The 11,153-nt window shown below is 69.0% G+C and carries 15 protein-coding genes; 5 read left to right on the top strand and 10 right to left on the bottom strand.

Translation table 11 applies throughout. From position 1 onward, the window contains the following. The 4 genes from FF096_RS26900 to FF096_RS24520 all read left to right on the top strand — a co-directional run. On the top strand, positions 1-755 hold a 755-nt coding region (locus FF096_RS26900), incomplete at its 5' end, for a hypothetical protein (protein WP_230462923.1). 190 nt (positions 756-945) lie between these two features. Further along, positions 946-1,455, top strand: a complete 510-nt coding sequence (locus FF096_RS24510; protein WP_155221916.1) for an NUDIX domain-containing protein — start codon at positions 946-948, stop codon at positions 1,453-1,455. Beyond that, a complete protein-coding gene (locus tag FF096_RS24515) occupies positions 1,436-2,242 on the top strand; it encodes a nucleotidyltransferase domain-containing protein (RefSeq protein ID WP_309223873.1) in 807 nt (268 codons plus the stop codon). The genes FF096_RS24510 and FF096_RS24515 overlap by 20 nt, the downstream gene beginning before the upstream one ends. Before the next feature lie 81 nt (positions 2,243-2,323). Further along, entirely contained in the window at positions 2,324-2,677 is a 354-nt protein-coding gene (locus tag FF096_RS24520; protein ID WP_155221917.1) for a hypothetical protein, read from the top strand. 19 nt (positions 2,678-2,696) lie between these two features. Here the strand turns inward: FF096_RS24520 and FF096_RS24525 are convergent, their stop codons facing one another. After that, positions 2,697-2,954 (bottom strand): Imm51 family immunity protein, encoded by a 258-nt coding sequence (locus FF096_RS24525; RefSeq protein ID WP_230462930.1) that lies wholly within the window; start codon positions 2,952-2,954, stop codon positions 2,697-2,699. Between the two features lie 253 nt (positions 2,955-3,207). Between FF096_RS24525 and FF096_RS24530 the strand changes: the two genes are divergently transcribed. Then, the gene (locus FF096_RS24530; RefSeq protein WP_230462924.1) at positions 3,208-3,681 is read left to right on the top strand and encodes a hypothetical protein; all 474 of its coding nucleotides are present in this window, start codon (positions 3,208-3,210) and stop codon (positions 3,679-3,681) included. A 188-nt stretch (positions 3,682-3,869) separates the two neighbouring features. Here FF096_RS24530 and FF096_RS24535 read toward each other — a convergent pair whose 3' ends face one another. The 9 genes from FF096_RS24535 to FF096_RS24575 all read right to left on the bottom strand — a co-directional run bounded on the left by FF096_RS24535 (position 3,870) and on the right by FF096_RS24575 (position 10,997). Beyond that, positions 3,870-4,481 (bottom strand): HNH endonuclease, encoded by a 612-nt coding sequence (locus FF096_RS24535; RefSeq protein WP_196222633.1) that lies wholly within the window; start codon positions 4,479-4,481, stop codon positions 3,870-3,872. Between the two features lie 113 nt (positions 4,482-4,594). Further along, positions 4,595-5,791 carry a tyrosine-type recombinase/integrase gene (locus FF096_RS24540; protein WP_155221920.1) on the bottom strand — a complete coding sequence of 399 codons (1,197 nt, stop codon included), beginning with the start codon at positions 5,789-5,791 and terminating at the stop codon, positions 4,595-4,597. Beyond that, complete coding sequence (locus tag FF096_RS24545; RefSeq protein WP_155221921.1) at positions 5,791-5,970, bottom strand: AlpA family transcriptional regulator; 180 nt, start codon at positions 5,968-5,970, stop codon at positions 5,791-5,793. The genes FF096_RS24540 and FF096_RS24545 overlap by 1 nt, the downstream gene beginning before the upstream one ends. Before the next feature lie 2 nt (positions 5,971-5,972). Beyond that, a complete protein-coding gene (locus FF096_RS24550) occupies positions 5,973-7,715 on the bottom strand; it encodes a replication initiator (protein ID WP_155221922.1) in 1,743 nt (580 codons plus the stop codon). Beyond that, positions 7,712-8,266, bottom strand: a complete 555-nt coding sequence (locus FF096_RS24555; RefSeq protein WP_155221923.1) for a DUF2637 domain-containing protein — start codon at positions 8,264-8,266, stop codon at positions 7,712-7,714. The genes FF096_RS24550 and FF096_RS24555 overlap by 4 nt, the downstream gene beginning before the upstream one ends. Next, positions 8,263-8,454 (bottom strand): hypothetical protein, encoded by a 192-nt coding sequence (locus FF096_RS24560; RefSeq protein ID WP_309223874.1) that lies wholly within the window; start codon positions 8,452-8,454, stop codon positions 8,263-8,265. The genes FF096_RS24555 and FF096_RS24560 overlap by 4 nt, the downstream gene beginning before the upstream one ends. 5 nt (positions 8,455-8,459) lie before the next feature. Then, positions 8,460-8,708, bottom strand: a complete 249-nt coding sequence (locus FF096_RS24565) for a hypothetical protein (RefSeq protein WP_155221924.1) — start codon at positions 8,706-8,708, stop codon at positions 8,460-8,462. Then, positions 8,705-10,297, bottom strand: a complete 1,593-nt coding sequence (locus FF096_RS24570; RefSeq protein ID WP_155221925.1) for an FtsK/SpoIIIE domain-containing protein — start codon at positions 10,295-10,297, stop codon at positions 8,705-8,707. The genes FF096_RS24565 and FF096_RS24570 overlap by 4 nt, the downstream gene beginning before the upstream one ends. A 304-nt stretch (positions 10,298-10,601) precedes the next feature. Beyond that, complete coding sequence (locus tag FF096_RS24575) at positions 10,602-10,997, bottom strand: transcriptional regulator (RefSeq protein ID WP_131052056.1); 396 nt, start codon at positions 10,995-10,997, stop codon at positions 10,602-10,604. Between the last annotated feature and the right edge of the window lie 156 nt (positions 10,998-11,153).

The following is an 11,153-nucleotide window of genomic DNA, read 5'->3' on the forward strand; positions in this document are numbered from 1 at the left end:
TCTTCTTCGCCGTCGCCTTCTTCGCGGGGGCCGTCTTCTTCGCCGTCGCCTTCTTCGCGGGGGCCGTCTTCTTCGCCACGGCCTTCTTGGCGGGGGCCGTCTTCTTGGCGGGGGCCTTCGCCGCCGTACCCCGCCCGGACGCGGCCTTCGCGGCGGTCCGCTTCGCGGCGATCCTCGGGCGTGTCGGTGCCGAGGTGATCCCCGGGGCGGGCGCCTTCGTCGGCGCGGTCTTCGCCGACACCGTCTTCTTCGCGGGCGCGGCCTTCCTGGCCGCAGCGGTCTTCCGCGCCAACACGGCCTTGGACCCGGACGCGGCGGCGGTGCTCTTCGCCGACGAGGTCCGCCCGGTGCCGCCGGTCGCCTTACGGGTAGCCGGCGCGGTGCCGGGCGCGCGGCGCGTGGACGGGGTACGCGCGATGCCCGCGGTGCGTTCCGTCGCGGCGGTCTTCCTCGCGGGCGTACGCTTCGCGACCGGGCGGGTGGCCTGTTGCGCTTCGGCCATCTCGGTTCCCTTCATGGGGACGTGCTGCCGCACTCGCGGCGCACGCAAAGCCTCGGCGCGAGAGGCATCCCGCGCCGTCTACCTGTCCTCCCCGGTCCAGCGGGCGTCCTCGGCCTCCCACGCCTCGTTGCGTTCCCGCACCTGTTGCAGGGCGTTCTCCGCATCGGCGGCCGAGCCGTACGGTCCGAGAACGTGCCGCGCAGGGCACACGTCGGCACCGGTCTCGACCCGATGGTGTCGCGTACACCAGTAGTAACGTCCACGTCCGCTGTCGCTCATGGCATCACTGTGCACCCGGAAACGACCGACCGCCACCGGAACACCGCAAGTCACCAGGCCCTTCCACAGTAGACGTGCTTCCAGGTCTGCGGGCCTGAACTGCGAAAATCGACGCGACCGGCCCGGGTGCGAAAGCGCCTCACCGGATTGGCTAAGGTCACCGAATGGGCGTACCGGACTACATCCTGCGGATGCGCAAGCACGTCGGCCATGACCTTCTCTGGCTACCCAGCGTAAGTGCGATCGTCCGCAACGACTCGGGTGAGCTACTGCTCGTCCAGCGGGCCGACGACCGCCGCTGGTCGGTGGTGAGTGGCTGCGTCGAGCCAGGCGAACAACCAGCCACGGCAGTCGTCCGTGAGGTGCTGGAGGAGACCGGCCTGGTCGTCGAACCGCTGCGGCTCAGCAGCGCCGTGTCGCACCCGCACACATACCCGAACGGCGACCGTTGCGAGTACCTCAACCTCGGTTTCCACTGCCGCCTGCTGGGTGGCGAGGCGCACGTCAACGACGACGAGTCGCTGGACGTACGGTGGTTCCCGCCGGGACGGCTGCCCGACCTCGACGAGCACGCCCGGCTGGTCATCCGGCACGCCCTCGGCGGGGAGTCCGCGACGTTCTTCCTGCCCGCCGGAACGGTGTGGGGCGAGCCCGGTGAGCTGGAGTACGCCTGAACCACTGCGGCAGTACCTGACCGAACTGGTCACGGTCGCCGGCGAGGTGCTCGGTGACGACCTGTGCGGGGCGTACGCGGCGGGCTCGGTGGGTCTGTCCGCGTACCAACCCGGACGCAGCGACGTGGACGTGGCGCTGGTCTGCGCCGACCTGCTGGACCACCGCGTCGCCTCGGAGTTGGTGGCTAGGCTGCGGCACGAGGCGCTGCCCTGCCCGGCACGGGGCCTGGAGTTGGTCATGTACCGGCGGGAGGTGGCCCGTTCCGGCACCCCCGACCCAGGCTTCGAGGTCGAGCTGAACACCGGCGCGCGGATGGACTTCCGAGCGTCGTACGGCCCGGCGCAGCGCCCGCTCGCGGACGGTCTGTTCTGGTACGGCTTGGACCGCAGCATCCTGCACCAGAGCGGCCAGGCCCTGCTCGGCCCGCCCGCCGCGGACGCCTTCGCCGACCTGGCCCCCGACGACCTGCACCGGCTCATCCTGGAGGCGCTGCGCTGGTGGTTGGCGCGACCGGCACCCGACGGCGAGGTGCCCGCACCCGGTGCCGACGACGCGGTGCTCGGTGCCTGCCGCTCCTGGGTACGCCTGCGCACCGGGGTGTGGCTGCCCAAGGTGGCCGCCGGCCGGCGGCTGGTGAACGAAGCCGGACCACTGGTCGACCCCGGCACCGTCGAGCTGGTCGAACAGTCGATCGCCGCCCGCGACGGCGGTGTTCCGCCCATCGGGGCGGCAGCCCGCGCCTTCCAGCGACGCGTCCTCGCCGACCTTTCCGACACGCCGATCTGAGGCCCTCCGGAATACGGTGGTGACGGTTGCGGAGGGATCGCTACTGTCCGGGCTCACCGTCGACGGGAGAGCGGGGTCGAGATGAGCGACGGCGTGGGTACGACGGTGTTGTGGCGCCCGACCGGGCCGAAGGAGCTTGAGCTTGTCCGCGCCTCGGGGTGGCGCGCGTGGCCACCGCGCCTACCCGACCAGCCGATCTTCTACCCGGTGCTCAACGAGGACTACGCGATCAAAATCGCCCGGGACTGGAACGTGCCCGCCTCCGGCGTCGGATACGTGACCCGCTTCCACGTCGAGACGGACTTCCTCAGCCACTACCCCGTCCGCCAGGTCGGCGGCGACACCATCCTCGAGCTGTGGGTACCCGCCGAGGAACTGGACGAGTTCAACACCCACATCGTCGGTGAGATCGAGGTCGTCCACGAGTTCCGCTAGCCGGCGGCTGAGCTGGCCGTCAGTCGTCGGACTCAAACCCGCTCGCGTTGGCCCCCGAGACCAGCCGCCGCAAGCGTTCGCCGTCGGTCGCGACCACGCTCATCCGGGCGGCCAGATCCTCCAGCGCGCTCCGGTCGGTTCCGTACGCGCAGAACATGCCAGCTTCGGGGTCATAGGCGAACCGACCTTCGAGCGCCTGGGCCTCGGTGCTCACGAGAAGCTGCGCGACGCCTTCCCAGAAATACCCGTTGGGCTCATGACCAAGCTCTCTAATCAGGTCCTCAACCGGCGTGGTACCGCCTCCAGCAGCAACGAATACTTCCCTGAAGTCGTCTCGATCAGCCTAAGCAAGGTCATCCGGAGATGCTGGCACCGCCCGACGGTCGGGACAAGAGCCGAAGTCGTCGTCACGCCCGCAGCCCTGGACGCCAGCCGCAGGATCGACCAGGCTGTCCATAGCCTCGTGATGCCGCACCTTCGGGGGCAGCATCGGATTGCCAGGTAATCAGGAAGTCTGGAGCATCCACCGGGTGGACATCGTCGCTCAGTGGGTTCGCGTCCTCTGGACCAAGCAGTCACGCGCAGGCAACGACGCTGCCCGCCGCAACGCCCTGCCCACAGCATTCGCGCTGCCGCAGCACCGTGCGCCCTTCACCCACGAAGTCACGATGCGCGAACACGACGGCTTCCAACCAATCATCTCCGTGCACAACGGCACACCTTCCCGCGATGCAGTCCAGCTCCGCCACACCCAGGACCAGATCCGCGTCGAGCTGATCCCGACGGCGTGGGGCATGCCCCGCCGACATCGCCGCCCGCCAGCCGTACGCCTCGCCCAGGGCCAGTGGCTCCGCTGGCGGATCAACTACCGCTTCACCGATCACTGCACCGGAAACTGGTTCTATCGCCTGGACACGCTGAACATCGCCCACGGCCCCGTGCCTGTCGACGTCTTCCTGACCGAACCACACCGGAGCATCGATGAACGGTCCTACCTGCGCTGAACGCAGGGGCATCAGGGAATCAAACGCGGCTAAAGTTGACCGAAATGACCATAGCTGCCCGTTTTAAGCGCCAGCTCAGAGCCTTGATCACGGCTCTGAGCTGGTGGGCGACGGACGAGTCGACCTGTACGCCGGATTATGAACGTGAGACGTGCCCTGAGCAGGCGTTTCGCTCGCCTGACACCCGCTCAGGGCGTCGCCAGGGCGTCCGGGTCCGTCACCGGACGATCGTGCAATCGCGGCGGACGGGCCGGCCAGGACGCGTCGCCAAGCAGCTTTTGTACCCGCACTACAGCGTTCTCATCACCCTTGGTGGCCGCCGCGACCAGCCTCTCAATCTCGGTGAAGCGCACGTAGGCATCACGCAACAGCTTGACCTTGAAGGGTGGGTTGGGAAAACCGGCACTTGCCCCGAATGCCCCATCGGTAAAAAACTGCCACCAACTGTTCTTCCGTACACCGTCGCGGACATAGGAAATCGCCGATTGCCTGCAGGAGAACTCCGGCATGATGTCGTGGCATTGCCTGCACAGTGGCACCAAGTTCTCCGGCTCATTCGATCCGCCGAGCGCCCAGTCGTGCAGATGCGCTCTCTCTAGCCATCCACCTGCCGAGCCCCATATCGCAGCAAGACTTCCCTGTGCTTCGTCAACGGGTGCCAGCCAGCTGCACCTGAAGCAGAACGGCTCGCCCCATCCGATGTAGTAGGCGTACAAATCAGGGAAGACCGCCTCATATCGCGACATCCAGTACTCTGCTACCCGGTAAAGACTGGGCATCGCTCCGCGACTCTGCCCCATCCAATCCTCCCCATGTGCGTTCATTGCCTGGCGGGACGGGACGTTAGCCGATGCCTACGACGAAGTTCGGTAAGCAAACGGCGTGCGACAGCGGCCAGCGAGGACACAGCTACTCACAACGCATTGCCGAACAGGTCATCGATGGCGTTGCGGGTGCGTTCCTCGCTGGCTGGCATCAGGTGGGTGTAGACGCGGAGGGTGAAGCCGGGGTCGGCGTGGCCGAGGTACGACGCCAGCGCCTTGATGCTCTCCCCTGCGTCGAGCAGCGACGAGGCGTAGAAGTGGCGAAGCGCGTGCATTCCGGTCGCCCGGGTCGGCGTGATGCCAGCCGCCAACACCGCCGGTCGCCAGCTCTTGTTGTCGAAGGTGCGTCGGTTGATCGCGCCGCGCCGGGTGGTGGTGAACAGCAGCGGGACCGTGACCCGCTCATCGTTGGCCGGGTTCTCCCATGGCAGGGTGAGCGGCACAGGGGCGAAGTCGTCGACGTGCTGGCGCAGCACTTGGGCGACGGAGTCAGGCAGCGGTATCCGGCGGTCCCGGTCGTTCTTGGGTAGCCCGAAGACGAGCCGGGACCGGACGAGCTTGACCTGACGACAGACGTGCACCCAGCCCGCGTCAAGGTCGATGTCGTCGACCCCGAGCCCCAGGATCTCCCCCTGCCGCAGACCGCAGCCGGCCCCCAGGTCGACCATGGGGCGGTATCGCTGGGCGAGGCCACCGCGGATTGCCGAAACCTGTTCGTACCGCCAGGGCACCACCCGGCGCTGCACCGGTCGCGGCGGCTTGACCGACTTTGCCGAACACGGATTCTTGGCGATCCGTTCGTCATCTACGGCCGCGCCGAGGATGGTCCGCAGGTGAGCGAAGACCACGGCCCGAGTCGCCGGGGCCAGCTTGCCGACCATGCTCGCGTCCCACTCCCGGATATGGCCCGGCTTGATGTCGGCCAGCTTCCGAGAGCCGAAGAACGGCAGCAGGTGCTTCCGTACCCGGAACTCCGTACTCTCGCGGGTCGATTCGTCGAACGAGCGCGTCCGTAGCCAGGTCTCGGCGTACTCGGCGAAGGTCATCCGACCGGCGACCGGGTCGACGTAGGAGCCGCGCAGCTTGTCCGACTCGGTCGAGACGAGAAACGCCTCAGCCTCACGCTTGGCCCGGTCCGGGAACGACTTCTTGCGTTCCTTGCCATCCGGGCCGATGTAGCGCACCCGGTAGCGGAGGCCCCTGCCGAACAGTTCCGTCTTGACCCGCTCGCGTTGCCCGCCCGGGTGACGCAACGTCTTGTACCAGCGATCCTCTACGTGTCCCATCAGGCCGCCGCCTGTTCACGTACCCAGGATCGGACCGCTTCCGGTTCGTACCGCAGGTGACGGCCGACCCGAGCCGCAGGCGGACCGTACTTGACCTTGCGCCAGCGGTACAGCGTCTCGGTCGGCACCCGCAGGTACGCCGCCACGTCCCGGATCGTCCAGAGCCCATCGTTCGTCATCGTCACTGCCCCTCCCCGTTCGTTCCCGTCGTCGGTGTGGCGTTGGGGAGCTGGGCGGCGCGATCCTTGGCGGCGAGGAGTTCGGAGCGCCAGCGGGCACGTTCGCCGATGGCGCGCAGCAGCCGATGGGCCAGCGGACCCACGTCGGGATCGTCGGGACGGGCGAGTTCCCAGGCGTGGCGGACCGGTTCGACAGTGGCGCCCTGGTCGTCGACGCCATCCAAGCCGACGGTGACGCCGAGCAGTGCCCGCACCCAGGCCCGTACGTCGTGCTTGTGGTCCGAGAGCGTCTTGCCGGACCAGTCGCGGGAGATGAGGATTCGCCGGCCGCCGATGCCGAGGGTGTCCCGTTGGTGGACCTTGCCCTTGCAGCGGCCCGGCTTGAGCTTCGCGTGCGCCCGCTTCGGTTGGATGCCGTAGAGCAGCCAGTTCGCACAGCGGTCGGTGCACGGGGTGAGTTGGAGTTCCTGCCAGAGCCGGTCGAGGTGTTTGCGTTGCCGGTCGGTGGTGGCCTTGTGGACGTCGCCGGTGTGTTTGGTGATGTATTTCGTGACGTAGCGGATGGTGCGTTCGGCGTCTTCGGTGCCGGGCATGACGCCGCGTGCGTCGACCTGGGAGCCGAAGCGCACGACGTGCACCGGTTCGGCGTCCGGGTTGTCGTCGATGGCGTCGAGGGCTTCCGTCCAGGTGGTCAGCGGCGCGCGGCTGTCGGGGTCGACCCATGCCGAAGCCTGCTCGTCCCAGACCGGAAGCCGGTCGAGGGTGTACCGCTGGACATCCACCGCCGGCCACCACACCTGGTGGTAGGTGGCCGCCGCCACGGTGCGCAGGACGTCGCGTGGGATGGTGCCTCGGATGGCGAAGTGTGCGTGTGGGGCGAGTCGGCGTTGGGGCTCGACGCAGCCGGCGTACTGGACGTTCCAGCCTTCGCAGCGGCGCAGGTTCTGCCAGAACCGGTCGAGCAGCCGGGGGAAGTGCACGGCGTCCCAGGCTGCGCGGCGGTAGTCGTACCGGTCGGGGTTGAGTGGGGTGCCGTCGGGGCGGACCGGGCCGTACGAGTCGAGGGTGAGCGTGAGCCACATCGACGGCCGGTAGGTGGTGCCGTCGGGGGCGGTGTAGGTCTTGCCGACGGTGCGGCGCTCGACCTTGCGGCGAGGTAGGTCGGGGGCGTCTTGGCGACGGCGGGTGGAGCGCTTGCGGCGTCGGCCGTTGTCGTCGTCGGCCTGGTCGTCGTCGCCGGTGGAGTGTGGTGGGGCGACTCGGCCTCGGAGTCCTTCGGCCGTGATGGCTTCTTCGACTTCGCGGATTGCCTCGTCGAGGTCTTCGACCTGGTCCCACTGGCTGGCTCGGGATGCCTCGTCGCGGGAGAACTCCAGGTGCCCGCGCATCAGGATCAGCGCCTTCTGTTCCTCGGTCGCCGGCTCAGGTGGCGGTAGCGGCTCGTCGTCGCGGTGCCAGCCTTCCCGGATCTGGGCCTGCCGCAGCCGCCGGTTCTTCTTGGCGCAGGGCGCGCACTTGTCTTCGCGGGTGGCGCCGCAGGGCAGGTCGATGACTTCGGTCAGGCCGGTGTTCAGGTCGGTGCGACGCATGGCGAGGGGGCGGACGCAGACGCCGTATTCGGCGGCGATTTCTTTGAGTACGTCGACGGAGCGGGGTAGTGCCATGCGGGCCGCCCGCGACCTCGGCCGAGGTGGTGCAGCCGGGGTCGGGGCGGGTTCGAGGCCGGGCAGGGTGGCAGCGGTCATCGGATGATCCCGACGACGTGCGGCCGGTTGGGCTGGACGACACGGGGAGGCAGAACGGTCGCCGGAGCCGGGACAGCCGGCGGAGCAAACTCGGTCGGGCGGACTGGTTCGACCTCGGTGGCCAGCTCAGGTTCCTCGGTCCGGTACGCGGTCGGCTGGTTCGGCTTGACGGCCGGTGGCGTGCCCGGGGCGTTGGACAGGACGACCTTGACCAGGGCGAGGAAGGCCAGCGACGGGACGGCCGCCACGATCCAGCCCCACACGGACGGTTCGGCTTCCGCGACCTGGGCAGCGAGGGACAGCAGCGCGAAGGCCACCAGGAGCGAGCCGACCAGGCCGACGGGGCGACCAGCGCGACGGCGGGCGCGTAGTTCCAGGCCGAGGTAAATCGCCATCAGCTCGACGGCTACGGCGTTGGCCCAGCCGATCCAGTGCGGTTGGCCGTGGGCAACGGACAGGTCGTGTACGTGGGTGAAGGCGGCAGCGCCGGCCATGGTGCCGATGGCGAGCAGGATCACCAGGCGTACCGCGGATTCGGTGCGCGCGGTCATCGCCATTCCTCCAACGGCTTTTCGCGGATGGTCAGGTCGATGCGGATGCGCCGGCCGTTCATGTCGTGGCGACGGTTGACCATGTACGCCAGGCCGTGCAGTGCGTCGGCGGTCTGGTGGGCAGGGCCGACGAGCCGAATGCGCAGCGGACGCCGGAACCGGTTGATGATGCGGGTCAGGGTGTTCACGGCAGTTACCTCCGGGCCGGTCGGATGTCGGTGCGGATGTAGTCGGGCGGGGTACCGAGGGAAGCGACCGCTTCGGAGAGGCAGCGCCACAACGCCCACGCCTCGTCCGAGGTCAGGGACATCCGCCGCCGCCCCACACCGACCGCCAGATAGACCGGGTACGGGTCGGGCCGGTCCGGGTCGACGCGAACGGACACGGCGGTAACCGGTTCGGGGGTACGCAGCCGGTAGAACCGGCGACCGGGCGCGCTCATCGGCCCTCACCCCCGGTGTCCCGGTCGAGCAGGTTGCGCAGCGATTCGGGCAGCAGCGGCCCGGACGGCTTACGCGGCAGCGGTGGCCGGGCCGGTTCGGGGGCGGTTTCCCGGCCGACCTGGGCGAGGATGTCCGCCGCGTGAGCCGGTGCCGGGTACTGCCGGGCCATGTCGCGGATGTCGTCGTCGGAGACGTAGGAGAAGCGGACGCGCATCGGGTCGGGGGTGCCGTCGAGGATCACGTACCCGACGCCCTTGGCCCACCTGGGCATCTGGTCGGCGAGGGCGCCCCGGTTGCGGGCACCGTCGCCGAGGACCATGTCGACCTGTGACGCCTCGGTGAGGCCGAGCGCGATGCGGGTCGGGAACAGGTCCCGAAACGGCAGCACGTCCTTACGCGGGTCCTGCAACGCGGCCACCACCAGGACGCCGACCCCAGCCCCTTGAGACAGCAGCAGTCCGAGCGACGAGGCGATGCGCTTGCGCAGTTCGACATCTTGCAGGTACGCGGTCAGGGCGGCCATCTCGTCGACGACGACCACGACCAGGGGGTCAGCCTCGGTCGGCGTGTGCACCCGCACCGTGCCCGCCAACCGGGTCTGCCGCTCCCGCAGCACGGTGACGGCCTCGTCGAGGAGGTCGGCCATGGCTTCGAACGACTTGCAGGCGAACCGGGCGAACATCGGACGGCCGAGCGCGAACTCCATCCCGCCCTTGGGATCGATCACCCAGAGCCGGACGAGGCCGGAGGCGATCCCACCGCCGAGGACACGCACCAGCGACCACAACACCGACCCCTTACCGGAGCGGGTCGCCCCACCGACGAGCACATGCGTGGCAAGCAGGTGCAGCGACCAGGGGCGCAGGTCTTCCCGCCGGGCCAGGGGCAGCGCGGTTAAGTCCGGCACCGCCGGCACGTCGAACGGCGGAACGGTGGTGCGCAGCGCGTCGGTACGCACCACCGCCAGGTAGACCAGCGTCGGCCGGTCCCGGTACCGCACCCGGTCGACCAGCCGCAGCAGCCAGGCCGCGTGGCCGGTGCGGGTCGGTGGGTCGCCGGGGCGTTCCGAGTAGACCCGGACGTGTCGCCGGCCGAAGGCGTACGCCAGGTTGGCGCTGACCGCCTGGAACTGCTCCGGCGTCTGGCCCCGAACCATGCGGACAGTCAGCACGTCGAGCGCCTGATCCGAACGCACCCGCAGCAACTGCGGCAGGACCGGCCGACGGTCGTACGTGTCAGCGAGCCCGCACAGCGTCATAGCCTCACGCCACGCGCGCTGGTAGACGAACACCCGCCGCACCGACCCGAGCAGCGGACCCGCCAGCCAGGTCCACCAGGACGACTCGTCCCGCCACCGCCACACCGCCGAGGCCGCCGACCCGAGCGCCAGCGGCACCACCAGACCGGACCAGCCGAACTCGACGTACAACCACAACGCCAGCACCGCCGAGCCGGTGGCCACCGGACGCCGCAGGCACCACCAGACAGCCCGCCCGGACCAGCGCAGCACCAGGCCGAGCAGCACCGCCCACATGGGCAGCGCGAACCGCTTCGGCCGGAACACCACCAGATCCCCGGCCGAGGTCATCACCACTTCACCGCGAGGCCGCCCGATCACTGGACACCCCGGAGCGACACGAACCGGCCCGCAGCGTCCCGCACCGGCGGGAACGGAAGAACAAGCTGCCCGGCGCAGCAACCACAGCGACCATCCGCACCGGTGGCCGGCTCGAACCGGACCTGACACACGCCACACCTGGGCCAGCCACGACCAGCCCGACGCCTACCCTTGGACACGTCACGACCTCTCTCGACAGAGCAGGGGAAGAGACACCAGGGGGCGGGGCTGCCGTCCGCCAAGACCAGACAGCCCCGCCCCCGACCTGATGCGGCTACGCCGCCGCCTTCTTGCCGCCGACCACCGGAGCCCGCAGCCCGGTCGCCCGCAGCGAATACGCCATCCGACCGTTGTTCGCCACGTACGGCGTCACGGTCATGCCGTCGAACTCCACCGCCTCGAACGGCGCGCCCGTCGGCGGCACCGGCTGGTAGTCAGCCGAGATCTTCACCGTCGTCTCGCGGGACCGCTTTCCCAGCTCAGGGTCAAGGTCCATCACCCGGACCTGCCACACCCGCTGACCGGTCACCTTGTCCTTCGCCGGGGACCGCCGGCCCGTCTTCTCGTCGTAGTCCTCGACCTCACCCAGCGACTCGGGCACCAACGCGCACCCCGCCGGGAACACGTCCTCGAACCGCACGGCGAACCTCGTACCGCCACGCAGAGCCATCGCTCACCCTCCAGGTTGTAACTTGTCTGCCAAGTCGCGATCCAAGGTAGACGGCACTTGGCAGACAAGTCAACAAGTTGCCTAGTACGGCAGCCGCCAATTGCTAGCTGACCAGGGTGTAGTCCCTGCTTAGCCGTGCGCGTTGGTGGAACCAGC

It is taken from the genome of Micromonospora sp. CP22 (assembly GCF_009712475.1).
Classification (GTDB): Bacteria; Actinomycetota; Actinomycetes; order Mycobacteriales; family Micromonosporaceae; genus Micromonospora.

What these genes read in the sequence shown, in the direction of transcription:
- FF096_RS24535 (WP_196222633.1), bottom strand. Translation starts at nt 4,481, where the DNA reads ATGGGGCAGAGTCGCGGAGCGATGCCCAGTCTTTACCGGGTAGCAGAG.
- FF096_RS24510 (WP_155221916.1), top strand. Translation starts at nt 946, where the DNA reads ATGGGCGTACCGGACTACATCCTGCGGATGCGCAAGCACGTCGGCCAT.
- FF096_RS24520 (WP_155221917.1), top strand. Translation starts at nt 2,324, where the DNA reads ATGAGCGACGGCGTGGGTACGACGGTGTTGTGGCGCCCGACCGGGCCG.
- FF096_RS24540 (WP_155221920.1), bottom strand. Translation starts at nt 5,791, where the DNA reads ATGGGACACGTAGAGGATCGCTGGTACAAGACGTTGCGTCACCCGGGC.
- FF096_RS24565 (WP_155221924.1), bottom strand. Translation starts at nt 8,708, where the DNA reads ATGAGCGCGCCCGGTCGCCGGTTCTACCGGCTGCGTACCCCCGAACCG.
- FF096_RS24545 (WP_155221921.1), bottom strand. Translation starts at nt 5,970, where the DNA reads ATGACGAACGATGGGCTCTGGACGATCCGGGACGTGGCGGCGTACCTG.
- FF096_RS24555 (WP_155221923.1), bottom strand. Translation starts at nt 8,266, where the DNA reads ATGACCGCGCGCACCGAATCCGCGGTACGCCTGGTGATCCTGCTCGCC.
- FF096_RS24575 (WP_131052056.1), bottom strand. Translation starts at nt 10,997, where the DNA reads ATGGCTCTGCGTGGCGGTACGAGGTTCGCCGTGCGGTTCGAGGACGTG.
- FF096_RS24570 (WP_155221925.1), bottom strand. Translation starts at nt 10,297, where the DNA reads ATGACCTCGGCCGGGGATCTGGTGGTGTTCCGGCCGAAGCGGTTCGCG.
- FF096_RS24550 (WP_155221922.1), bottom strand. Translation starts at nt 7,715, where the DNA reads ATGACCGCTGCCACCCTGCCCGGCCTCGAACCCGCCCCGACCCCGGCT.